The following is a 24,091-nucleotide window of genomic DNA, read 5'->3' as shown; positions in this document are numbered from 1 at the left end:
GTTCGTCTTATTTCTAAATTGTTTGTGATAGTCCTGTCCAATCAGGCTCGCCTAATCGGTCATTTCAACGGTAAAATTATCGATTTCTTAATACATACACTAATTTTTGGTAATAGACGGTCGATTCTTTATAGCGCCTGCCCGACTCCGATACGACCGCTAGGCACTCATACAGCTGCTCCAGCCTCGGCACATGCTGAATGGATTCAAAGTAAGGCACGCATGCAAGGGCCAGCTCCATAAACTCTGATTTGTCTTCTTGGGACAATGCAAGCTGGCTTCTATAGAACAAAATAGCCATCTGTTGGTCTGCCGTTATATCAGCATTGGCGAAACCGGCAAGGTGATCGGCGAGCATTGCCCAATTTTTGAGAGTGTAGGCTACTTCACATCTATAAATCAAAGTAATAAGCATCAGCTTCTGACGGATATCGTCAGGTTCTTGCTGCGCAAGCTCCTCGAAACGTGCGATCTCCTCCGCGGCCTTATCCAATTCTCCTGTCATCGTAAGCATAACGATCCGATTGTTCATAATGGTTGTCATGATATCTCCGGGACTATCCGCATACACCAGATTGGCTTCCGCCATGGAAAGGGCCAGAAGTGCTTCCTGATATAGTCCCATTGCAAAGCAGTATCCGCTATAGGAAACATATAATGCAGGCAAACGGTGAAACAGGCGCTCCTCATACACTGTCTTCATGGTTTGATCGAATGTCGCTTTGGCCTGTTCAAATTGCTTCAAGTAAATACAGGCTTCCATTTGCATATTTTGTACGGTTAGCCATGCTTCTGTGCCAGTCTCGACTAGCCCGATCAATCGATGGATATGGCTGAGAGCATCGTAATAGTGATTTTGAGAGCGGAAATATTGGATTTTGTAAAACAGCAAGGCTTTCTTTAGCGGCGCAGGCACATCTGCTTCATCTGGCCTGCCGATCTTCTCCAAATAAAAATTCAAATAGGAGTGGTGCAGATAACGATGTGCATCGCCGTCATTGATTTGCTGATAATAAACAGCTTTCATAAGAGCGGTAGTAAGCTCAACCACCAGTGAATCGTCCTTATCCACCAGCGCGTCGACAAACTGCTCCGTCTCTGAACTAACCGATTTGGCCAGCTCATTAAAAATATGATTCGCCCTATCCAGTGAATTCTCATCTTTGGCCGCCGCATGAAGGATATACGATACAGACACTCGCAAGCGCTCGGCAATTTGCTCCGCCAAATCGTCAACAAGTGGGTACCGCTCAGCTAATATATTGGCAAAATGAGCCTGTGTCACAAGCCCTTCGACCAGTTCTTTCCTGGTTAACTCTCTTTTCTTGCACAAGAAATCGATGCGTTCCTTCAGCAAAGCAGCTTCCCCCTTGAATATCGTTCAGGCTTTGGCAATAGCTATGGCGGCAAGCTGACAGCTAATATCGTCCACCTGCGCCGATGCCTGATTGGATAATATGATGACCGTCAAATCCTCATGCTTGTAATGCTTCATGATGGACATAAAGCCGCTCTCGCTGCCAGCATGGCCTATCGCCTTCCGAGTCCTGCCGAGCATCTCTTCCTGTTCTATAAATAAACCATAGCCATATTGAGCATGATGCGGTGTTGTCATGCGAAGGTAGGCTTGCTCGCTAATTTGGCGCTGAGTATGCAGCGCCAGTCCCCAAAGATATAAATCCTCGATCGTGGAATACATGCCATGGGGTATGCTATAACCTGAATTGATCATTCCAAGCGGCTTGAAAATAGCATGAAAGATGTAATTCTCATAAGCTCGTCCCGTTATTCGCTCAATGATATCACGCAACAGCAAATAACTTGATTGACCATATAAATTAGATGTGTAAGAAAGCAGTTGATGAATCGTAAGTTGGTCACTGTTAGGGTAGGCTGGAAGGTATTTGGAAACCGGGTAGTCCACGCTTATAAGCTTAAGCTCCTGCATGATCATGACAGCCATTGCTGTAAATTGATCCCCCATGGAGCCGATCTTGAACATCGTTTGCGGTGCATTCGGTATACGGTTCACGAAGTCAGCCATTCCGTAGCCTTTGCTAAGCATAATTCGCCCTTCGGAGGCTACGAGAACACTGCCGTTAAGACGGCCCGCATGAGCAAGAGAAGTACAATACTCGTCTAGATCTCGGTGCATAAGCTCATTTGACATTAAGCTTGCCGAATACATCGAACCATCCCCATCCGAGTAGAAGTAAATAGCTTATTCCTAGATATTGCCGAATAGCTACCTATTTCCATTTTAGCGCACATATGTTCCCATTGCAAACTTTTTCCTTCTTGCCGCATAGGCTAAACCTATCGGTTCAAACCCGCTTCCCACGCTTCCGCGCTTAGATCCTCTCCGCCATAAGATTGCAAAGGCGATAGCTCAATATCGCGCCCGTACAGCTTCTCCGGCGGTACGCCAGCCTCAATCAGCCATTTGCGATGTAGCGCCAATACAAGCCTGCAGGCACTACCCGGACTGTCCACGCCCGTTTTGTTTTTGACAGGAGCGAACTCCTCCTGCCTCTCCACCTTCAATACCGTAATGAGTTCCGCAAACGGAAAAAAATCAAAAATAAAACGCTCCAACTTATAGGCATTCGGCTTATCAGGTACAATGAGTTGATCATTGGCATCCAGGTGGTCCATTTTTTTGGAAGCCATATGATAAGGAATGTCTGCATCTGCATGCTTATCTATGAAATCAAGCTTGAATAAAAGAATAGAAATGTGACCCAAATGGTAGAGCAAATGACCATCCGCCGATTGGGCGTTGCTTATTTCGTCCGGTATCTCATTATACTCAAGCACCGCGGGGCGTCCGTTCCGTTCGCACACGATGCCGATTTTCTCCTGCCCATCCGTCTTCTCGACCACTTTGGCCGCGATGTCTCTATTATAATAAGCAGCGACGCCGATAAACGCCGGGTCAGCCATTTTCACAAGCGCATTGTCTACGTTGCAATAAAATAACCAGTCCAGTCCTCTTTGCTTCATGTCATCCAGCGCGCCAGTACGCTTCAATGAGGCGAAGCAGTCGCCATGTCCGCTTGGCGCAAGCTTGATTCCTCCATCCGCGGACAGAAGCAATTGGCCATCATGGCCTACAGCAGGCATACTATTTTGCTGAAAAATAAAGCAATCCTCAGCCGGATAACCAAAATAGCCGGAGGCATGAAAAAAAGCCTTGGTCGCTTCATGATTGTCCTCGCTTGTCATCACATACCAAGGAATGACTCTGCCCGCATCTCTCGACAAATGAAGCAAACGCTCCGCTTGAAGCTGAAACAAGGACTTGCCGGAAGGCAGTCCGATATCCAACGTTCCTTTTGGACCGTCATAGCCCAATCGGCTGCCGTTGCCCCCCGCAACAACGATGGCTCCTACCCCTCCGCGGCGCAGCAGCTCCCAGCCTCGGTCGGCAAAGGCTTGCTGCTCACCTTTCCCATATTGCTCCCAGCTCTCATAGGCAATCGGCTTGATCGAGGCGTCAGCCGTCCCTTCTGCCAGCTCCTGCTTCTCCAGTGATTGAAACAGCCGGTCAAGCGCGATGTGCTTAATTTGTTCTGCCAGCTTGTGTCTCTTATTCTCGGGCAAACGTTGAAGCCGCTCAATCAAATGGACTTGATTATAGGTACGAAGCTTCTCCTCCGCAGTTCGTGTTAGCTCCTCCATAGGCTCTCCTCCTTCTACATGTCCGAGCGAAAGCTCTCAATGAATTGCTGTGCGCGTTTGGGCAAATAATGATCCTTTAGCCAAAGAATGCCGACATCCGATTGAAAATCCGCATCCTCAATATCGAGCATTTTGACCACCGTGCCAGGGAATGAGGACATGACGGACTTCGGAAATACAGTCGCGCCGATCCCTCCTGCTATCAGCGACATAATAATCGCAACACTGGAGCATTCGCATATAATATTAGGCTCGAATCCGTGCCGTTTGCACTCATTAACGACCTGCTCATGCATGCGCGTCGTTTTGTCCGTCTTCAGCGTGAGGAACGGAAAATGGGCGAGCTCCTTCATGAAAAGCGTTTCCTTGCCCGAATAGGCTTCCCATGAGCTTGGAATAACGGCTACAAACGGATCCGAAGGCAGAGGCAATACCGTATATTGCTGAGGATGCTTCTGCGCCTCAAACGGAAGCCGCGCGACGACTAAGTCGATGGTCCTCCTCTCCAGCTGCTCACCAAGGTAAAAATGGTCACCCTCCGATATTTTGAACGTTACCTGGGGATACTTCTCCCTAAATAATTGAATTCGCTGCGGCAGCAGGGAAATGCAGGATACGACGGATCCGATGGATAGAACGCCACGGTTCCCTTCCTCCATTCCCTTTACCTCCCTGAGCGATTCGTCAAACTGCACAAGCAGCGATTCAGCTTTTTGCTTAAGCAGCTCCCCGGCATCGGTCAGCATCAAGCCTTTGCCGCCCCGCTCGAACAGCTTGACTCCGAGTTCCTCCTCCATAAGCTTGAGCTGTCTGCTCAGCGGCGGCTGCTCCATATTCAGCAGCTTGGCAGCGCGCGTAACCTGTCCTTCTTGTGCTATAGTTAAGAAGTATTTGAGTTGACGCATATCCATGTGGCTCACTCCGATCGTCCATACCTTAAAGGTATAGACATTCAATAAAATAGATATTTTAAATATATCGTATGAAGTGTTAGCATTCAATTATCGATCACTAAAGGGAGATGGGCCAATTGCTTCAATCATTGGAAATCGAGTTAACCAAAAACAAAAAACAACAGCCAGCTGCAGACGAGCTGGGGTTTGGCAACCATTTTACAGATCACATGTTTATTATGGATTATTCGACAGACAACGGTTGGCATACGCCGCGCATTATTCCTTACCAGCCGATCGTTCTAGATCCCGCAGCTAAAGTATTTCATTATGGTCAAACAATATTTGAAGGTTTGAAAGCGTATAAAACCGACGATGGCCGGGTACTCTTGTTCAGGCCTCAAAAAAACATACAAAGAATGAACCGCTCGAACGAGCGTCTAAGCGTGCCTGAGCTGGATATCGATACCGTTATCGAAGCCTTGAAGCAGCTGATTGCGGTTGATAAGGATTGGATTCCAACGGCGCCAAGCACCTCCCTGTATATTCGTCCATTCATTATTGCCACGCAGCCGCAGCTTGGTGTAGCCCCGTCCACACACTACCAGTTTATCATCATCATGTCGCCTGTAGGCGCCTATTATACGGAAGGCGTGAATCCGGTCAAAATATTCGTCGAATCGGAATACGTCCGTTCCGTAAAGGGCGGAGTCGGAGAAGCGAAGACAGCCGGCAACTATGCGGCGGGCTTGAAAGCGCAGGAGCTAGCCAAGGAAAAAGGCTATTCCCAAGTGCTCTGGCTTGACGGCGTGCACCGCAAATATATCGAGGAAGTCGGCAGTATGAACGTCTTCTTTAAGCTGAATGGCGTCGTGCATACGCCGGCTTTGAACGGCAGCATTTTGGATGGCGTAACCCGCAATTCCATTATCCAGCTGCTCCGTCATTGGAACATCGAGGTTGTGGAGCGTCCGATTACGATCGAGGAGCTGTATGAAGCTAGCCGCAAAGGCGAGCTCGAAGAAGCCTTCGGTACGGGCACGGCAGCGGTTATCTCACCAATTGGAGAGCTCAACTGGCAGGATGACGTACTCGTCATTAACGATGGCCAGACCGGCGAGCTGTCCAAGAAGCTTTACGATACGTTGACTGGCATCCAAATGGGCAAACTTGCTGACCCGCTCGACTGGATGGTAGAAGCTACTCCCGTAAACGTTTAGCACGGCCAATAAAAGGAAAACCCATTAAGCCCCTCAAGCAGCTAGAGCTGCCTGAAGGGCTTTTTCTCATTGCTATGAAAAACGTAAGATAATACCGATAGCAGTTAGTTATTTTAGCGGTTCTAGGAAAGCCGATTGAATGGTTAGTTAGAATTTTGGAAATTTAAAGAACAAACTTTTGGGGATAGGGAAATCAGTTATGTTATTTTCATTTTTCAGGCGCACCTGTCGGGTTTTCGTCAAGCTTTATGAAATATAAAGAACAAACTTTTGGGGATAGGGAAATCAGTTATGTTTTTTTCGTTTTTCAGGCGCACCTGTCGAGTTTTCGTCAAGCTTTATGAATTAACTGGAATTAATACCGCTAATTTAGCATTTTTCATATGGCAAATGAATTAGTTGGAAATATTCCTGTTAATCCGAGCGTATGAAGTCATTTTCAGCCAAAACGCTGGTATTAGAGGGAGAAATTCCTTCTAAATGCCCCCAAACTCCGAAAAGCGCCTAAATAGCGGGAGAAATTCCTTCTAATTCAAATGGTGAGTACACGCCATCCGTTCCGCAAAAAGCAAAATTAAAAGAGTACAACTCTTTTCAGACCTCTTCCATCCTCTCCTCTTCTCTTTCCCTCCTCTCCTCTTCTCCTTTTCTCCGCTTCTCCTCTTTCACTCCTTTCCACCTTTGGAGACATAACTTTAAGATTCGCTTCTGCTATTCGAAGTTTCCAAAGTTGCATGATTTCCAATCTCCAATCAAGTAAAAAATGGTTATAGCTGATATTTACATCACCTTTTGCACGTCTTTGCGTTACGATATCCTTTAGTACCGTTAATACGAATTGAAGGATGATTTCGATATGATAGCTGTACAGCCCCTGCATACCATCTTTAACAAAGATCAATTATTTGAAGCGATCGCGCCCTTCTATTCGATTGGCAAACCGGTCAAAACCCGCTTCTTATCCAATGGCCTAAATGATACATATGCGGTTGATACCGATTCCGGAAAATATATTTTGCGCATTTACAAGCATCAATGGCGAACCGAATCCGCGATTCGCTTCGAGCTTGATCTGCTTGCTTACTTAAACAGCCGCGCGCTTCCAATCTCCTACCCCATCGCAAGACACGACGGCGAGTGGCTGACCGAGCTCGACACTCCGGAAGGCAAGCGCTACGCAGTCTTATTCACCCATGCGGACGGCATCGGCAAAGTTGATGCATCCACCAGCGTCACCTTCGGTACATCCGTCGCCCAGCTTCATCAAGCCATGGATCACTACACGCCAGAGCATGATCGCTTCGAGCTGGATACCCAGCATCTGCTCGACGAGCCGCTTCAGCACCTGCTCCCGTTTTTGCAGCATCGCCCGGCTGACGCTAAGCTCGTACAAGAAATTGCTGATCGCTTGAAATTGCGCCTGACAGCAGCCTCCGGCAACCCCTATGACTGGGGAACTTGCCACGGCGATCTTCATGGCTGGAATGTGTTTCATAAAGAAGACGGCAGTCTGACCCATTTTGATTTTGACTGCTGTGGAATCGGCTGGCGCGCATACGATCTATCCGTATTTCTATGGGACCGGGTTCATGGCAATCCCGATAGCAGCAGCTTCGAGGACGAGTGCTGGCGTCTCTTTCTTGAAGCCTATACCAAGGAGCGCGCCCTAAGCGAAGAGGATCTTGCGATGATTCCCGTGTTTGTCGCCGTCAGGCAAATATGGCTCATGGGGCTGCATACGGGGCAAAGCGCTGTATGGGGAGCTTGGCAGGACAATGGTTATTTTGACGGAAAGCTCAAGTTTCTAGCTTCATGGGCAAACGCCTATCAGCTTTAGCATGCCTTGCAGACCATAGGCTGTCCGCTGCCTTTGGTCTCTTCATGCAGCTATTTTGGATGTGACTCTGCTATCGAAACAAAATAAACCATCATTTTCCCTGTTTACTTTCAAAAAAAGGTATGCTATCTTATTTCTACGCATATAGAAATAACTACAGTTGGAAAAAAGGTGAATTTACGATGGTAGAAGAAAATGCGGACGTACGTCAAGCTGTCAAAGTGTATAAAGCGCTCGGAGAGCCCACAAGAATCAAAATCGCTCTTCTCCTTACGGAGGAGAAAAATTTGTGCTGCTCTGATATTGGCACTAAGCTGGAATCGGTAGCCGGTTCAACGCTTTCCCATCACTTGAAGCAGTTGACCGAATGCGGATTGCTGAATCTCCGCAAGGACGGAACGTATATCTACTACAGCGTAAACCGCGAAATGGCGCAAAAGTACGCGCCTTATTTGCTGGAGTAATTTTTTTTCATCCTTATTTCTATAAACTTAGAAATATAAAAATATTGGAATATGGAGAGGAGCTTTACTAGCATGTCGAACGCTTTGAAAATTTATATGCTGGCCATTATCAGCTTTCTAGTCGGGACATCCGAATTTATTATTGCAGGCATTCTGGATAAGGTGGCTGCTGACGTAGGAGTCTCATTATCGGCCGCCGGGCAGCTGATCACCGTATTTTCGCTGGCTTATGCGTTCGGCACGCCGATTCTCATGGCCGTCACTGCACGTATGGAAAGGCGGCAGCTGCTGCTCTATGCGCTTGGCGTATTCGCGGTTGGCAACTTAATCGCTATCGCTTTGCCTGGCTTTTCGTTTTTGCTCGTATCCCGTATCGTTCTCGCGCTTAGCACCGGCGTATTCGTAGTTACCGCATTAACGGTTGCCGCCAAGCTTGCTGCTCCCGGTAAACAGGGAAGCGCAATTGCAACGCTTGTCATGGGATTTAGCACTTCCTTAATTATTGGCGTGCCTCTTGGCAGAGTCGCCGCTTCCGTCTATGATTGGAAGCTGATTTTCGGAGTGATTGGTCTGCTGGGATTATTCGCGATGTTGATTATCCTGCTAGCCATTCCGCGTTCCGACGGTGAGGAGCCAGTACCCATCCGCAAGCAGCTTGCGCTGTTTAAACAGCCCAAAATTGCGATCGCCTTAGCGGTTACCTTCATGTGGATCGGCGGTTACTCCATTGTTTACACGTATATCTCACCCTATCTGTTGAACGTAACCAAACTAAGCGAGCAAGGCGTAAGCATTGGCCTCTTCGCTTTCGGCATTGCCAGCTTGTTTGGCTCCAAATTCGGCGGTTACAGCACCGATAAATGGGGAGCGCCCCGCACGTTAGTCAGCGGAATGTTATTTCATACGATCGCGCTTGTCCTGCTTTCGTTGGCCGGACATTCGCCATACATCGTGTTTCCTCTGTTGATGCTTTGGGCATTTACCGCTTGGTCATCCGGTCCTACGCAGCAATTTCACTTAATGTCGCTTGCTCCAGAAGCTTCCGGCATCATGCTTAGTCTCAATAGCTCGGTATTGCAGCTCGGCATGGCAGCAGGCGCAGGTCTTGGCGGTGTAGTCGTCGAGCAAGTCTCGCTCACTTCCATCAGTTGGATCGGAGCAACCGGTGTTATACTAGCTGCAGCAACGGCTGCCACCTTCTTCGGCGTTTCCCACTCGCGAACACGTCGCGAAGCTGTAAAAAGCAGCCTTATCAAGGCGAGTTCGTAACACCTTTTCGATAAAAGTAATGGCCTGCATCTCCGCTTAGGGGCGATGCAGGCCATTTTTGTGCATAAGCTTTTTAGCAAGCCGTATAAATCCCTTCTACTTTCGCAGTAAAAAAAAGCCAAGCCGCCACTGGCGGCCTGGCTCACTTGCTTTTCTATTCAAAACGGATCAAGAAATAATTTTTCTTCCCGCGCCGCAGCACGACAAATTTACCATACAATCTATGCTCCTTGCCGATGATCGCCTCAACATCGTTTTGCTTCGAGCCATTGATGGAGATGGAGCCGCTCGTGATATCCTGCTTCGCTTGGCGACGGGATGGCGCTGCACCCGATTCGATCAGCAGATCCATAAGCGCAATCTCCTCGCGATTCGTAAGCACCGTAGTAGGCATGTCCTGCAAAGCTTCGATCAGCTCTGCTTCGCTCAATTGGTTCACATCGCCAGAGAAAAACGCCTGCGTAATTTTCTCAGCGCTATCGAGCGCCTCTTGCCCATGGACAAGACGTGTAATCTCGCGCGCCAGCTCGCGCTGTGCTGCACGTTTCTCCGGACGCTCCTGCAGCTCGACTTCCAATGCCTCAATCTCCGCACGGGAGAGGAAGGTGAAGTATTTCAGAAACTTGATCGCGTCGCCATCCTCGGTATTGATCCAGAACTGGTAGAACTGGTAGGCTGAGGTTTTCGAACGGTCCAGCCAAATCGCGCCAGACTCGGATTTCCCGAATTTCTTCCCATCGCTCTTCGTCACAAGCGGCATCGTCATGCCATAGGCATCCCCTCCGCCCATTTTGCCAATCAGGTCAAGCCCCGCCGTAATATTGCCCCATTGGTCGCTTCCGCCGATTTGCAAGGAACAGCCATGCTCCTCATGCAGCTTATGGAAATCGTAAGCCTGCAAAATCATATAGCTGAACTCGGTAAAAGAAATGCCCGACGACAAGCGGGAATCCACCGAATCCTTCGCCAGCATATAATTAACGGTAAAGTTTTTGCCTACATCCCGCAAGAAGGTTATGACATCCAGCGGTTCAATCCAATCGTAGTTGCTTACGAGCTTAGCTGGATTTTCCGGAAGTTCAAAGTCCAGAAAACGGGACAGCTGGCGCTTCAAGCTCTCGGTCCACTCCGCCACTGTGTCGGAGGTGTTAAGCGAACGCTCGGAGGAGCGTCCGCTCGGATCTCCGATCAAACCCGTTCCGCCGCCGACCAGCGCTAGCGGAATATGGCCCGCTTGTTGAAAACGGCGCAAGCACAAGATAGGAAGCAAGCTTCCGATATGCAAGCTGTCAGCCGTAGGATCAAATCCGCAGTATAGCACTACGCGTTCATTAGCAAGCTTCTTATGTAATTCCTCGCGATTCGTAAATTGCGAAACCAGCCCCCGATACTCAAGGTCAGCCAATAGATCGGCCTGGTTTGCGATTGCTTCGTTTGTCATCTCATTCTCTCCTCTGGCGTTTCCTACAGTTTACGTCGAATCTCATTATTTTAAAAGAAAGCGGCTCACTTGTCATCTTTTAACGAAATCTGGCGATAGCGATTATTTCTCTTCCCGATCCAAATCTGGCAAGCCAGAAGGCCTGCCGCCACCAAAAGATCGATAAAGGTAACAAAAATAAAGTTAAACGGATAACCGCCTAATTTGGATATATAAAAGACCGTAAACGACAAAATTCCAATTGAACTAATGGTGAACAGGTAGCTTTTCCGCAAATAAAGTGCAAGCGCTGCCGCTATCGCAGACATCAGGACAACTGATCCAAGCACCATCAGATTGTGGTCCATCTCCATATTCGTTGGAAAGAGGAGCCGTTTCGGAACGATGTACGAAAAATACCAGTCTTCGCTAGGCAGCGTGCTGAAAGTCGCTTTATAAGTGGCTGGCCCCGTTTGCTCCATCGGCAAATTCGAATGCAGCTTGCTGTCTGGCGCATATAACTTCACTTCCAACTCGACCTGAGGCTCCCCTTCCCAAAATTCAGCTGGCGTTAAATAGTACAAGTGGGAATAGATCGTCTGAATCACGCCCTTCTCATACATCCCTCCTTGCTCCACATAACGAACAACGATATTTTTGATCTCCCCCTCTTTGAAAGATAAGGGAAACCGTGTTCCTAGTGTCTGGCTATGACCGTCTCCATAGTGGGATAGAGTTAATTCCTTGCCGCTTAAAGGCTCTATGACTGTATTTTTCACTAGAGGCTTCCAGTTTACCGGCCGCAATTCAGGCGCCAGGCTCGTCGGGATGAGCTCGCCCCCTTCAGTTACGGATAATGATTCTCGAGATGGCGTCAGAAACAAAACCTCAACGTCCTTATTGGCGTTATTTCGATTATGCAGCTCATATTCCACGCTTACTTCCGCACGGCTTCCATGGTCATTAGGCCCTTTAGAGACCGTATACATAACCCTCTCTCGAACTAAGCTAATATTAGAATGTTCGTCCATTCGCAGCAAACCGTAGCCGTCAGCCGGATAATAAAGCGGTCCTCCATTTGCATGAGCCCCAGCCGGCAGGAGCAGGGATAGGAGGAGGATCACGGGCAGCAACGAACGTATTTTGGTTAAATTCATCGTACTCCCCCTCATCTCATAACGATTTCAAATTCCGCGCTTCCTTGTATGATTTTACCACTTCCCCTTCCGACTGCTCAATAAAAATAAAGACATATCCTTATCGGAATATGTCTTTCGGAATTTGATCAGGGTTGCTTGCCAAGCCGCCGCCCGCCTCCGATCGTACGGTCCTTATTTTTTCGCCCATGTATCTTTTAAAGGAACAATACGATTGAATACCAGCTTCTCCTCCGTCGTATGCCGATGGTCCACGCAAAAATAACCATGCCGCACGAACTGGATTTTATCCTCCTTCTGAGGTCTGACGGCAAACGGCTCAAGCAAGCAATCCTTGGCCACACTCAACGAATTTGGATTCAAAATGCTGTTCCATTCAGTCTCACTGCCATCCTTTGGCGCCTCTTCATGGGGAAGCAGCAAGCTTTCATACAGATTCACTTCCGCCTTCACCGCGTGCTCCGCCGATACCCAATGAATCGTGCCCTTTACTTTCCGGCCAGTGAATCCGGAGCCGCTTTTGGTCTGTGGGTCGTAGGTACAGTGAAGCTCGGTTACCTCTCCCGTCTCTTCATCCTTGACCACCTCTTCGCAGGTAATGAAATAGGCTCCAATTAGCCTCACCTCTGAGCCGGGTGCCAGCCTGTGGAAACCTTTCACGGGATGTTCCATGAAATCATCTTTTTCGATATATAAGGTTCTGGAAAAAGGGACCTCCCGTTTGCCCAGCGCCTCGTTTTCGCTGCTGTTAGCGATCGTAAGCAGCTCGGTTTCCCCCTCCGGATAATTGGTGATGACCACCTTTAGCGGCCGGATAACAGCCATGACCCCTTTGACCTTCGGCTTTAGGTCCTGCCTTACGGCATGCTCCAGCATTGCGATATCCACCGAGCTTTGCGCCCGAATCATCCCGATATCCTCTATAAATGTCCGAATGCTCTCCGGGGTAATGCCTCTTCTCCTAAGCCCCCGGATCGTAGGCAATCTGGGATCATCCCAGCCGTCCACGAAGCCGCCTTCAACCAGCTGGCGCAAATAGCGTTTGCTCGTGACGACACCCGTCAGATTCAATCTTCCAAATTCCCTTTGCTTGGGAGGCTCTGCAATGTCCAGCTCACGCATGACCCATTCATATAAAGGGCGATGGTCTTTGAATTCAATCGAGCACAACGAATAGGTAATGCCTTCAATCGCATCCTGAATCGGATGGGCAAAATCATACATCGGATACATGCACCAAGCATTTCCGGTACGGTAATGCTCGGCATGAATAATGCGGTAAATCACAGGGTCCCTTAACGTGATATTCGGCGATTTCATATCGATTTTAGCACGCAGCACCATGGAGCCGGCCGGTTCATCTCCATTTTTCATCCGGTCGACCAGCTCTAGATTCTCGTCTACGGAACGATTACGGTAGGGGCTGTCTGTACCTGGCTCGGTAAGCGTGCCACGATATTCGGCCATTGCCTCCGGCGGCAGCTCGCATACATATGCTTTGCCTTTCTTGATCAGCGTAATCGCCGCCTCATAGATCTCTTCCGAATAATCGGACCCGTAATAAATATGGCTGCCGGGACTGTAGCCCAGCCAGTTCATATCCTCGATAATCGCGTTCACATACTCGATATCCTCCTTTAAAGGATTCGTATCGTCGAAACGCAAATGAAACCGCCCCTTGTATTTTTGCGCAATTGCATAGTTCGTATGAATCGCATACGCGCTGCCGATATGAAGGTAACCATTAGGCTCCGGCGGAAATCTCGTGCACATGTCACGGCCAAACACACCTGCTTGAAGATCCTCTTGAATGATTTTATCCAAAAAATGTTCCGTATTCGCTTCCCGTTCGCTGCTCATGGCATAACCTCCTTAGTGGTCGGAACTGTCCTCTCTGACCTCCTGCGAAAAACAAAAAAAAAGCTTCACCCCCAAGACATTGCGTCTTGGGGACGAAGCTTTTCGCGGTGCCACCCCAGATTCGTTCATATGTCGCCATATGAACCTCTTCAAGTACGGCACCAATGGATGCTTATACTCTAGCTCTATAACAGGAGCTCCCGTCACAGCATCCCCTACTCGCAGGTTCCGGTGTGATGCTCAGAGACTTGTTTCAATAAAGCATGCCTTGCCCTTTTTCAGCTGCCGGGGCTCTCTGTGCAGGAATGGCTTTATTTACTCTTCTCGTCATCGCCTTTTTGATATTTTATCTATGTTAACAAATACTATGCCCTTTTGTAAATCGGCATACGCAGGGATGATCAAGTAATATTGCTTTATAGCTCTTTAAAAACCTTAGCATAACGCTCATATTTGCTTTGCCAGATGTCCTTCCGCGAAACGATCTCTCGGCCGTTCATCAACGCTTCAATAACGTCCAGACAGACATCCCAACCTGCGATATCCCTTGGCGTATGCTCTGTCACCCGGTTCAGCTCCTCGGTAAATACCAAGCGGCAGCCATTATGGTCCGGATACAGCTCAAAACGGACCCGATCCTCGTCCCACGTATATTCCAATACGGAAAGCGAGATAAGCTTTGTAATCTCCATCTGCTCAAACGTACCGTTTTGCATATCGAACATGATCAAACCGCCCTCTCGCAGGTTTTCGACCCGCAGCTCAGGGAACCATCTCGAAAGCTTATCGTTCTCGGTCAGCCACGACCAAACCTCCTCCACGGTATGCTCTGGTCTGCGCTCGAGCCGAACGCGAAAGCCTGTACCAACTGTCTCTATCACTGCTGACATAGCCATCCTCCCTCTACGCTTTATCTCATTTAGCTACGCGCTTCGCCATGAAAATATCCGGTTTTCCAAAGCCATTCGCGTCCGGCAATACCCCTACAACGGTGAAACCTGCTTTCTCGTAAAAGCCAAACGGGTGATGATTTCGGTTTTGAATCTGCTTTAGGTTCTCCAGCACATCAGGATAAAGCTCCTGTCCATAGAGCGACGTTCCATTGTCCTCATCATCGGTTCCGAGAAATATCGTCATGCCGCCTTTTTCACTCACACAGCTTTCAAAATCCGCAACCAAAGCTCTGCCGATCCCTTGGCCTTGATAGTCCTTATGAACAACTAGCGGATGCAAATCCCATACGTTTCCTCCGTAATTGCTTGCTCCTGCAATCCAGCCGACGACCTGTCCATTCTCATGCACAGCTACTCTACTAATTCGATCCTCCTGCAACGACTCCTCTACTTCGAGCAGACATTCGTTCCAGTCATTCCAAGCATGAGCAAAACCTTCGAGCAGCAATCGTGCAGCCTCTTCTTGCATAATCTTGTTGTCTTCCGTTAGAGATAGAATACGCATGTAAAATCACCTCTTATTCTAGATATCCATTTCGTGGGTCTTTAGTATAATATATAAATAAAAAGAAACATTTGATAGCGTTAACAAAGAGTCGGGGTGATGACCGACGGCATAACGGCTCAATGGGGGGATGATATGAATACTGTAAATGAAAATTCGCAAAAACAAAAATCTTGCCTGGTGCATGCTGTTTTAATTCTTGCCGTCCCGGCCGCTATATTTCTTATGGTTATCGTTATTATAGCCATAAACGTGCTTAGTTCTCTTGATCCTTTTTCCCTTGGGCCCCGCGAGAGAGAGACTGTCTTTATCGAAAACGCGAACGGCCCTTCACTTTATATGAGGTATGGAGAAGTAAATGGGATACGGGAGAACAACGGCACTTTGGAAAGGTTAATACTCGCTACTGACGAAGCCGACGAGTTTTCGCCGTTCTACACTTACCTCATCAGCTATAAAGTCAATGATTCGACTAAAACGATCGTTAAGGCCAAACGAATCCACAATGAGTTTTCGGAGCTGAACTTTCATCTCTACGAAGCTGAAGCCACACCAACTCCTAATGGCAACTATAGTGCCAGTCCCGGGAACCTCGTGTTAAGCGGCACCGATTCGCAAAACTATCGCTGGAACGGGATGGAGCTGGAAATCAATCGTAAATGGTTGCAAGCCAAGTATGGTGAACAACGCAATCCCGGTTTTATTTTGGAAGTGGAGGGCACGCAGCGTTATTACTTTCAGCTCCAGATAGAGTTGGGTTACAATTACGATATACCGTTCCTGGTCTTTAATGCTGGGGATGAATTTGAGGGAAGCAGTGCCGTTTCCGATTACACGGTCATTTACAGCGCCCATCCGGGCATGAAATTTATTACGGATAATAAACTATTACTTGTTGATCCATAAGTCAATTGCTCAAAGGGCCCGTTTATTTAGCTATTGCCCGCACTATTACGCTTTATATTTCCGCACATACTCAAACCATTTGATGATAGAAGCAACTATGCCCATAACGAAAGAGATCGCAAGTATAGCTGCTAGACCTGTTAGATCTATTTTCTTATCGCTAAAGAAGAACAATCCCGATTGAAGAACCGCGTAAAACAGCAGGAAATATAAGGTCTATCGCATCGCATATAGCATCCTGCCCCGTGCGCGAACGTTTTGCCATTTCTCCTTATCGACAAACTTGTCGTTCACGATCATATGTCCCTCCTGGATATAGCGATCAGGGTCGTATCCTCTGTCTTACAAGTAGGACTATAGAATGGTTATGATTTAGCAGGAATTTATCCCGTTAAGTTAACAATATTCTCTGAATAAATGAAATAGATGGAATTTGTCCTGTTAATGTAGCCGTTCTACGTCCATTTAGGCAAATTATCCGGAATTTTAGGGAGAAATTCCCATTAATTGCCCAGAAAGCCTAAATACCTTCGAATTAGAGGGAGAAATTCCATGTAATTCAAGTGGATAGGTAAACTAAAGAGAATGATAAGGACTCAGCAGACGACTAAAAAATGGTTGTGTCTTACTAGCTATTTATCCCATTCTAATTGACCATAGGAATGTGTTTAGATTTTTTACTGTAACAAGAATACTTCTTACTGATCTTATATTTGAAACAAGCATTCCCGCTCTCATCGTAGATATCTTTACCAATGGCCAGGATTATACTTCGATCCTCAGCACCGTTCGCATTTTTAACATATAGCTTGTTGTTCTCGGTCCAATCGATATGAAAATCTGATTTTGCATCACTATAATATACAGTACTCTTAGCATTGTTTTCCTTGTGAGAAATAATGTTTACAGACACATTTACGCCGCCAGCAGCACCACCGTAATAATGATAATAAACCTGAGCTGTATAGTCCCCAGAAGGTGAGACCAGCTCGTTATCTTTAACTCCCTTTTCAAATTCAAATTCGTAGCTAAGATTTTGATACACTAGAAATGAGAAAATACAAATGACCAATGAAGAAATAACTATCCATAACTTTTTCGTATTCAGCCTCACCTTTCAGGAAATTCCATCAAATTCTAGAGGATAATATTCTTATTTTCCATCAACTTTCTATATGGATGCTATCACGACAGCACTTCAATGCTGACCGCTTCAGCCGCAAGCGTCAGCTCTGACAAAGGGGAATCGAACAGCACATGCAATTCGAAGCCATTCTCAGTCGCATAAATTTCGTCATATAGCCAGTATGCACCAACGAGTTGATCAGGGACCTGGTGCAGCTTAACGCCAGAGAACGTAATTTTCACATCAGTGAAATAATGATAACAACCGCTGCAATCCAATATCAGAATCAACATATCCGGCGACGGTCGCTCCAATGCTTTCACATTCGCATCATGCAACGTTTTCTCATGCAGCTGTACTGCGCTCTCCGCAAGCTTGGCTCTAATCTGAGAATAAGCGCTTCGGTATGCCAGCCCAACTTCTTTCGTCCGAGCATCATAATCTTTGTTCCATTGCTGAGCAATCGCTCTGAGCTCTGCGGATGGATAGCTGGATTTAAGTGTGCCGTCATGGATGTAAGGATGGAAGACCTCTGGCAAGAAGGTAAGCAAATCTGGCTTGCGCTGCTCTAAATCCTCCATCGATACCGCTGCAATATTAATGCCCTCTGCTTCGTACCATGCCAAGTCATTCAACCAGTCCATTTCTGTTTCCGGAAAGACCAAGTAACCCCTGACCTGCATTTCTTTATAGCGCTCTATTGTGAAATATTTCAAATCTGCTGCCTCCGTAAGCATTGTAGAATTGTACCGCATGAATTGGAAAATATACTCTAAATTTACCATGTTCATTGGAACAACACAAAAAAACTGCAGCAGAAGGATTTCTCCCTCTTGCTGCAGTATCACATCGCTAAATTGCGACTACTTCGCGTTATAAAAAGCTTCCAACTCGCTAACAACCGCCGCAAGCGATCCGTCTACACGGGTCTGGCGCTGCTCTTTGCTGAATAGCGACGCGATTTGTTCTGGGAATTGCTGCTCAATGCCGCATAGCTCAATAGCCTCGTTAAACTTGGCTGGATGAGCGGTTGCAAGCGAGACCGTAATTTCCTTGCCATCACTGTATTTGTCAGCCGCTGCTACACCACATGCGGAATGCGGGTCGAGCAGGTAGCCGTTAGCTGCTTCATAGGCTTTGATTGTGCTCAAGCATTCTTGACCTTGTACGCCATGCGCGCCAAATTCCGCTTGCACTTTGCTAAGCGCTTCGCCGGAAATAACAATTTGGCCTTCGGATTTGAACTGCTCCATTAGCGTGCTAATTTGCGCAGCGTCCTCGCCAAGCACGTAATACAAGTAGCGCTCGAAATTGCTTGCTACTTGGATGTCCATCGATGGGCTGTACGTACTGCGGAAATCTCCCGGCTTGTACACGCCCTCAAGGATAAAGCGCTCCAAAATGTTATTTTCGTTGGTTGCCAAAATGAGCTTGCCAACCGGCAATCCCATGCGCTTCGCCAGATAACCCGCGAAAATATCGCCAAAGTTGCCTGTCGGTACGCTGAAGTTTACTTGCTTAGCATCCGTTTGCTTTGCAACTTGAAAATAAGCATAGAAATAATAAACGGTTTGTGCCAAAATCCGTACAAAGTTAATCGAGTTGATCGCCGCCAAATGGTTGCTCGCTTTGAAGTCCAGGTCAGCGAACAAATCCTTGATCATCCGCTGGCAATCGTCGAAGTTGCCATCTACGGACAAGTTCAGTACGTTGTCTTCCTGTACCGTCGTCATTTGCAGCTCCTGCACCTTGCTTACTTTGCCATGTGGATGCAAAATGCAAATTTTGATGCCGTCCTTGCCTTTGACCCCTTCAATCGCCGATGCGCCAGTATCGCCCGAAGTAGCTCCTAGGATGTGAATCTTCTTGTTTTGCTTCGCGGCTACATAGGTGTACAGCTGACCCATGAATTGCAGGGCAATGTCTTTAAAAGCAAAAGTTGGGCCATGAAAAAGCTCAAGCAAATAAAGATCATCCTTCAGCTTATGGACCGGAGTCACTTCCGGATGACGGAAGGTCGAATAGCTCGCGTAGACCATATCCTTCAGATCCTGCTCGGGAATCTCGCCATTCGTGTAATACGAGAATATTTCAAGCACAAGATCCTGATAGCTAAGCTCCTGCCACTTCTTCAAGGTTTCTGCTGAAATAACCGGAATTTCGCTTGGAACAAGCAGGCCTCCATCGTTGCCTAGGCCCATCATAAACGCGTCAATAAATCCAATTTTGCCTACATTGCCTCTTGTACTGATGTACTCCATCTGTAAATAGCCTCCTACATGCGCACAATTATCGTCAATTTCGTTATTTAAATCATATCATCGTTTTCCATAATAATCGAATCTTTTCATTCCATTATATCATTTTTATCCCCTAAAAATAAACGAAAGACAGCCTTTGGTTATGGCGGATTCAAATTTTAAATACGTACAAGCTCTCTCGAGCATGCCAGACACGTTGGAGCAACACAAGGAACTCTCTAATGCCTGCTAACCAAACTCCTGATGAACAAATCCTGCGCCTCAGCTTGATAGCAAGCACTTACTGGATTTCTACCCTGCATCCATACATTATAGGTTTCATCTAATGCGGCTATCCTGTACATTCAATTGGCTCTATCCAGTCGGGCTATCCTGCACATCAATTGGCTCTATCTAGTCGGGCTATCCTGCACATTCACAATATAGGAGCTAACTAATGAGACTGAGCTGCAGCTATCCTGTATTCCATACAAGATAGGCCACTCGTCGTGACTGAATTGGTGCTAAGACCCGTTAAGTTCCTGCAAATGTGCAATATAAATTTAGTCAAGAGTACGAAAACGTCGAAGTTAATGCAGGCGTGCAGGATAGCCGAGGGAATCGCTGTTTCAAACAAAGTTGGCATCTTGCAAAAAAAGAAGTCGACTACTGCCATTGCAAAATAATAGAGGCTATCCCATTAAGCAGTATTAACTGCTTCGGAAATAGCCCCTATCATTAACAATCAGTCTTACCTATTTATTCGCTACTTCACAAAACCGGCTACGATTGCTGCGATCTCCGCGCGTGTAATGTTGTCCTTCGGACGCAAGGTTCCATCCTCGTAGCCGTTAATGATACCCGCTTCAGTTAACGCAGCTATCGCTTCTCTAGCCCAGCTGGATATGCCCGCTTCATCTTTAAAGGAAGATGTCGTTGCATCTGCAACTGTCGGCAGCTGGTCCTTCAGCGCTCTATGCAAGATAACAAAAGCTTCCTCTCTCGTCATCTCTTGGTTTGGCTTAAAGCTGCCGTCCTGGAAGCCCGTAACGATACCGGCTTCGTACAACCCATTCACATACTTGTTATACCAAGCTGCTTCAGGCACATCTCCAAAACTTGATTTCTTCTCGGAGCTATTCAAACCAAGCATTCTATACATGACGGCCATAAATTCCGCTCTGCTCATTTGCTTGTTCGGCATAAAGCTGCCATCCGGGAACCCTCCCAGTATTTCCTTCTCCGCCAGCTTGCTTATCGCTTCGCTTGCCCAGTGTCCCGAAGTATCAGGGAAGCTAATCACCGGCTCTGGCGTTGGGCTTGGCACTGCAGTTGATGTTGGCGCCGGGCTCGGCGTCGAAACCGGACCTGGCGTTGGATTCGTTGTCGGCGTGGACACTGGATCCGGACTTGGCGACGGACTCGTCGTCGGCGTTGGGTCCGGGCTCGGCGACGGACTTGTCGTCGGCGTCGGATCCGGACTTGGCGACGGACTCGTTGTCGGCGTCGGATCCGGACTTGGCGACGGACTTGTCGTCGGCGTCGGATCCGGGCTTGGCGACGGACTTGTCGTCGGCGTCGGCTCTGGGCTTGGCGACGGACTTGTCGTCGGCGTCGGCTCTGGGCTTGGTGACGGGCTCGTCGTCGGCGTTGGCGTCGGCTCAACGACAGTGCCCGCCTTCTCCGTCACCATAATCCAGCTGATTTGCGGATCGGAGCTGGATGTGCCTGCATTTGCCGAGCGGTGTACCGTCAGCTCCAGCTTGCCAGCATCAACCGCGACATCAGCGTAACCCAGCACATCGCTTGCTGCCGTGAAGACATAACCGGTTGTCTTGACCGATCCGTTTACAATAATATCTGCAATTCGCTTACCGTTCGAATATTGGGACCATGGATCATACAAGCCCACATAAACATCGTAATCTCCATTTTCGATATCGAACCGGTAAGTCAAGTCATTACCCGAATTGCTCTTCAAATACCGCAAAGAAGTAAAAATATTCCCGCTGCTCGTGCCAGCGGTGTCTGTATTTTCACCGACATACCCCCAGCTTTGGCCATTCGCCGGATCATACTTTTGGTCGATAGCTGTTCCGTTAAGAACGTTCTCCTCGCCCATCAAAGCGATGATATCCTTATAATCCGATGTCTCGGCTCCTCCGGCATTAACGAAATAAGCGCTGCCTTCCGGAATGACATACAGCTGATGCTCAATCTTCTTGCCTGCAAGCTCCGTTAGCGTACCCACAATGCGGACCACGCCTGGCTTCGAGAATGACGAGGCATTTACCGACCAAGCAATCGGCGTGTCCTTCTTCGTGCCATCGGATAACGTGACATTGACTGTCGCCGGGAGTGCCGGCGCTTTGTCTATGGTTGTGCTCGTAGGAAGCGCGGTATTAATCGCTACCTTTCCCATGCCATCCAGCAAATCGAGCGACCATTCGTCATGCCAGCGAAGAGTGATCTCGTCATTTTGGCCAAACTCGATCGGAAGCCAGATATAACGGGAATTCGCCAAATCGTTTTTATTCCAACGGTCTCCCATGTAAATAAACTTACCTGCTGCCGCATCCACCGTTATCACCTGAGTGCTCTGCGAGCCAAAGGTTGTCGAGCTCTCCGGCGCAACGTCGCGCATCGTCTTCCATGGGCCCATGATGTTGTCAGCCACTGTATATTTGCCTACATTCGGGTCCCAGCCGGTTGCACCGGACGTAATCATGTAGTATTTGCCTTGATACTTAAAGAGTGCTGGCGCCTCGCGCTGCGCTAGTGGAAATACGCGTACATAATCTACGCCATGCACTGCTTTGTAAACCGTATCCCGCTCTTCATTGCCATCCTTGTGCCAGCCGACCACATCCGTATAGGAGTCGTTCAGCTTTGAAATGTACATCGTCAGGTTCTCTTCGCTTGAATAAACCAAATAACCGGTGCCGTCATCATCCTTGAATAAGGTCATATCCCGTGCCATACCTGGCTGGCTTGGCTGGCCATTGTCTGTCGCGCCTGCCGGCGCTTGATCCATCCGGTGGCTCTCTTGATAGACAAACGGTCCGATAGGCGAATCGCTAAGCGCGTAGCCCGCTTCTGCCTTGGCGTAGTTCGCCGTCGAGGTCGCACTTGGACCGTCGGTATGCATCCACATGACGTATTTTTTCGTTTTATCGTTATACATGACTTTAGGGCGTTCAATAATCCGATCGATGCCGATATCGTTCAAAATATCCGCTTGGTCCGTTCTGCCTTGATACAACTCCGAAATAAGCGGGTCATTGACAAAAGAATCCGCAGACGCAATCGCGGTTAGCGCAAGTCCCTTGTCCTCCCAATTGTACAAATCCTTCGACGCATACACGCGCACGCCTCTAGCCGGCAAATAGCCGTAGGTTTTATCCTCGCCGTACCAGTAATAGGTTTCCGTCTGCTCATCGTACATCATGCCTGCGCCATGCGCCTGGATCAGTGCGCCATTCGTATCTCTCCATACCGCACCCGGCTTAAAGGAATCATATACCTCACTCGCCGCAAGCTCTGATATCCCTTTGTTCAAGGCTGCAATTGCTGCAATAATCTGCTCTTGAACCGCAAGCTCCGTAATATCCGCGCCGCTGTTACGAAGCGATTCGACTAGCGCCTCTCCGTCATTAATCACGGCGTTAAGTTCAGCCACGCTATAAGGCGTATAGTCTGGATTTAAGATCTCTGCTTTGGCTGCCGCAAGCTTACTCTCCAGATCAGAGAGCGGAACCGTAACGTTCAAGCGAATGATCAAATAGTTAATAAGCGGATCATTATAGTTAGACAGCGCTGCCGATGCCGGCCCTTGGATGCGGACATTCAGCTGACCGTCTGTGACGCTTATTTTGCGATAGGTGACAACCTTCTCCGCCCCCTCTGCTCCAATGTCGAGGTCTCCTTTGGATACGTTATTGCCTTCCAGCAGCAGATTCACGCTTCTCCCGCTCCATGGGTTGCTGAAACCGAAGGTCACATCGTAATCGCCTGAAGGCAGCTCGAAGTTATAAGCAATCGCCTTGTCTCTTACTTGTGTCCCGTTGTAATACCTCAGTGACCCCATCTTTGCAGCCGCATCGCGAACGCTCGTCCCAGTAGTGGTCGTGACCAAGCCCCAAGATTTTGACGTTTTTGGATCCACTCCATACATCTGCTCCGTCACAGAGCTATATAACCCGAGCTTATCGCCGCTCTCTACCGTCGCAGGCGTAGTGTCACCTGCATTGACGAAATACAGAATATAGTCGTTATTCTTCAACTCCTGCTCCGTAAATTCGCCTGATGCTACTGTCGTTCCGCCGTCCGCTGCATAGACAGGCGTTAGCGAAGTTAGGAACGATGCAAGCAGCGTACCGCATAGCATCATAGACAACCATTTCTTTTTTGTAAACAAAGATACTCCTCCTTTAAAATTGTTGATCGCCCATCCCTGAATACGCTTTCAACCTTGTATGTAGAACGTCACCCCGAATGATAACGGAGTTGCCGCACCTCTTCAACTGAACAATAACAACCGCAATGAACTGTAGGCAGTGC

Annotated in this window: 18 protein-coding genes and 1 other annotated feature; of the genes, 5 read left to right on the top strand and 13 right to left on the bottom strand. The window is 48.0% G+C overall.

The window, feature by feature from the left end:
• Positions 1-76: 76 nt before the first annotated feature.
• The 4 genes from FJQ58_RS10640 to FJQ58_RS10625 all read right to left on the bottom strand — a co-directional run bounded on the left by FJQ58_RS10640 (position 77) and on the right by FJQ58_RS10625 (position 4,592).
• Positions 77-1,357 (bottom strand): helix-turn-helix domain-containing protein, encoded by a 1,281-nt coding sequence (locus tag FJQ58_RS10640; protein ID WP_139993106.1) that lies wholly within the window; start codon positions 1,355-1,357, stop codon positions 77-79.
• 24 nt (positions 1,358-1,381) lie between these two features.
• Positions 1,382-2,188: a serine hydrolase domain-containing protein gene (locus FJQ58_RS10635; protein ID WP_139993104.1), complete on the bottom strand. Its 807-nt coding sequence runs from the start codon at positions 2,186-2,188 to the stop codon at positions 1,382-1,384.
• 128 nt (positions 2,189-2,316) lie between these two features.
• Positions 2,317-3,681 (bottom strand): UTP--glucose-1-phosphate uridylyltransferase, encoded by a 1,365-nt coding sequence (locus tag FJQ58_RS10630; protein ID WP_139993102.1) that lies wholly within the window; start codon positions 3,679-3,681, stop codon positions 2,317-2,319.
• Positions 3,682-3,695: 14 nt separating this feature from the next.
• Positions 3,696-4,592, bottom strand: coding sequence for a LysR family transcriptional regulator (locus tag FJQ58_RS10625; RefSeq protein WP_139993100.1), 897 nt, complete (start codon positions 4,590-4,592; stop codon positions 3,696-3,698).
• A gap of 110 nt (positions 4,593-4,702) precedes the next feature.
• Between FJQ58_RS10625 and FJQ58_RS10620 the strand changes: the two genes are divergently transcribed.
• The 4 genes from FJQ58_RS10620 to FJQ58_RS10605 all read left to right on the top strand — a co-directional run bounded on the left by FJQ58_RS10620 (position 4,703) and on the right by FJQ58_RS10605 (position 9,364).
• Complete coding sequence (locus tag FJQ58_RS10620) at positions 4,703-5,794, top strand: branched-chain amino acid aminotransferase (RefSeq protein ID WP_420799826.1); 1,092 nt, start codon at positions 4,703-4,705, stop codon at positions 5,792-5,794.
• 856 nt (positions 5,795-6,650) lie between these two features.
• Positions 6,651-7,631 (top strand): phosphotransferase, encoded by a 981-nt coding sequence (locus FJQ58_RS10615; protein ID WP_139993097.1) that lies wholly within the window; start codon positions 6,651-6,653, stop codon positions 7,629-7,631.
• A 182-nt stretch (positions 7,632-7,813) separates the two neighbouring features.
• Entirely contained in the window at positions 7,814-8,095 is a 282-nt protein-coding gene (locus FJQ58_RS10610) for an ArsR/SmtB family transcription factor (RefSeq protein ID WP_139993095.1), read from the top strand.
• A gap of 72 nt (positions 8,096-8,167) precedes the next feature.
• Positions 8,168-9,364, top strand: a complete 1,197-nt coding sequence (locus FJQ58_RS10605; RefSeq protein WP_139993093.1) for an MFS transporter — start codon at positions 8,168-8,170, stop codon at positions 9,362-9,364.
• Between the two features lie 154 nt (positions 9,365-9,518).
• On the opposite strand, the gene tyrS is transcribed toward FJQ58_RS10605, so the two are convergent.
• The 5 genes from tyrS to FJQ58_RS10580 all read right to left on the bottom strand — a co-directional run bounded on the left by tyrS (position 9,519) and on the right by FJQ58_RS10580 (position 15,259).
• Positions 9,519-10,805: a tyrosine--tRNA ligase gene (gene tyrS, locus FJQ58_RS10600; protein WP_139993092.1), complete on the bottom strand. Its 1,287-nt coding sequence runs from the start codon at positions 10,803-10,805 to the stop codon at positions 9,519-9,521.
• Between the two features lie 65 nt (positions 10,806-10,870).
• On the bottom strand, positions 10,871-11,941 hold the full coding sequence (locus tag FJQ58_RS10595) for a hypothetical protein (RefSeq protein ID WP_139993090.1): 1,071 nt from the start codon (positions 11,939-11,941) through the stop codon (positions 10,871-10,873).
• A gap of 174 nt (positions 11,942-12,115) precedes the next feature.
• Positions 12,116-13,801, bottom strand: a complete 1,686-nt coding sequence (locus FJQ58_RS10590; RefSeq protein ID WP_139993088.1) for a glutamine--tRNA ligase/YqeY domain fusion protein — start codon at positions 13,799-13,801, stop codon at positions 12,116-12,118.
• 85 nt (positions 13,802-13,886) lie between these two features.
• Positions 13,887-14,141: a binding site (T-box leader), on the bottom strand.
• Between the two features lie 76 nt (positions 14,142-14,217).
• Positions 14,218-14,691 (bottom strand): SRPBCC family protein, encoded by a 474-nt coding sequence (locus FJQ58_RS10585; RefSeq protein WP_139993086.1) that lies wholly within the window; start codon positions 14,689-14,691, stop codon positions 14,218-14,220.
• A gap of 25 nt (positions 14,692-14,716) precedes the next feature.
• Positions 14,717-15,259: a GNAT family N-acetyltransferase gene (locus FJQ58_RS10580; protein WP_139993084.1), complete on the bottom strand. Its 543-nt coding sequence runs from the start codon at positions 15,257-15,259 to the stop codon at positions 14,717-14,719.
• A 135-nt stretch (positions 15,260-15,394) separates the two neighbouring features.
• On the opposite strand from FJQ58_RS10580, the gene FJQ58_RS10575 reads away from it, so the two are divergent.
• Complete coding sequence (locus FJQ58_RS10575; protein WP_139993082.1) at positions 15,395-16,165, top strand: hypothetical protein; 771 nt, start codon at positions 15,395-15,397, stop codon at positions 16,163-16,165.
• Between the two features lie 646 nt (positions 16,166-16,811).
• Here the strand turns inward: FJQ58_RS10575 and FJQ58_RS10570 are convergent.
• The 4 genes from FJQ58_RS10570 to FJQ58_RS10555 form a co-directional block, all read right to left on the bottom strand.
• The gene (locus FJQ58_RS10570; protein ID WP_139993080.1) at positions 16,812-17,279 is read right to left on the bottom strand and encodes a DUF5412 family protein; all 468 of its coding nucleotides are present in this window, start codon (positions 17,277-17,279) and stop codon (positions 16,812-16,814) included.
• A gap of 71 nt (positions 17,280-17,350) precedes the next feature.
• Complete coding sequence (locus tag FJQ58_RS10565) at positions 17,351-18,007, bottom strand: DUF4085 family protein (RefSeq protein ID WP_139993078.1); 657 nt, start codon at positions 18,005-18,007, stop codon at positions 17,351-17,353.
• 147 nt (positions 18,008-18,154) lie between these two features.
• The gene (thrC, locus tag FJQ58_RS10560; RefSeq protein WP_139993076.1) at positions 18,155-19,552 is read right to left on the bottom strand and encodes a threonine synthase; all 1,398 of its coding nucleotides are present in this window, start codon (positions 19,550-19,552) and stop codon (positions 18,155-18,157) included.
• A gap of 745 nt (positions 19,553-20,297) precedes the next feature.
• Positions 20,298-23,948 carry an S-layer homology domain-containing protein gene (locus FJQ58_RS10555; RefSeq protein ID WP_139993074.1) on the bottom strand — a complete coding sequence of 1,217 codons (3,651 nt, stop codon included), beginning with the start codon at positions 23,946-23,948 and terminating at the stop codon, positions 20,298-20,300.
• Positions 23,949-24,091 lie beyond the last annotated feature (143 nt).

Source organism: Paenibacillus paridis (genome assembly GCF_006345825.1).
Classification (GTDB): Bacteria; Bacillota; Bacilli; order Paenibacillales; family Paenibacillaceae; genus Pristimantibacillus; species Pristimantibacillus paridis.
This window is presented reverse-complemented; position numbering and strand designations above follow the sequence as displayed.

Bases quoted from the DNA above. Each gene is read 5' to 3' on its own strand.
- FJQ58_RS10635 (WP_139993104.1), bottom strand. From the start codon at position 2,188: ATGTATTCGGCAAGCTTAATGTCAAATGAGCTTATGCACCGAGATCTA.
- FJQ58_RS10630 (WP_139993102.1), bottom strand. From the start codon at position 3,681: ATGGAGGAGCTAACACGAACTGCGGAGGAGAAGCTTCGTACCTATAAT.
- FJQ58_RS10625 (WP_139993100.1), bottom strand. From the start codon at position 4,592: ATGGATATGCGTCAACTCAAATACTTCTTAACTATAGCACAAGAAGGA.
- FJQ58_RS10620 (WP_420799826.1), top strand. From the start codon at position 4,703: ATGGGCCAATTGCTTCAATCATTGGAAATCGAGTTAACCAAAAACAAA.
- FJQ58_RS10615 (WP_139993097.1), top strand. From the start codon at position 6,651: ATGATAGCTGTACAGCCCCTGCATACCATCTTTAACAAAGATCAATTA.
- FJQ58_RS10610 (WP_139993095.1), top strand. From the start codon at position 7,814: ATGGTAGAAGAAAATGCGGACGTACGTCAAGCTGTCAAAGTGTATAAA.
- FJQ58_RS10605 (WP_139993093.1), top strand. From the start codon at position 8,168: ATGTCGAACGCTTTGAAAATTTATATGCTGGCCATTATCAGCTTTCTA.
- tyrS (WP_139993092.1), bottom strand. From the start codon at position 10,805: ATGACAAACGAAGCAATCGCAAACCAGGCCGATCTATTGGCTGACCTT.
- FJQ58_RS10595 (WP_139993090.1), bottom strand. From the start codon at position 11,941: ATGAATTTAACCAAAATACGTTCGTTGCTGCCCGTGATCCTCCTCCTA.
- FJQ58_RS10590 (WP_139993088.1), bottom strand. From the start codon at position 13,801: ATGAGCAGCGAACGGGAAGCGAATACGGAACATTTTTTGGATAAAATC.
- FJQ58_RS10585 (WP_139993086.1), bottom strand. From the start codon at position 14,691: ATGTCAGCAGTGATAGAGACAGTTGGTACAGGCTTTCGCGTTCGGCTC.
- FJQ58_RS10580 (WP_139993084.1), bottom strand. From the start codon at position 15,259: ATGCGTATTCTATCTCTAACGGAAGACAACAAGATTATGCAAGAAGAG.
- FJQ58_RS10575 (WP_139993082.1), top strand. From the start codon at position 15,395: ATGAATACTGTAAATGAAAATTCGCAAAAACAAAAATCTTGCCTGGTG.
- thrC (WP_139993076.1), bottom strand. From the start codon at position 19,552: ATGGAGTACATCAGTACAAGAGGCAATGTAGGCAAAATTGGATTTATT.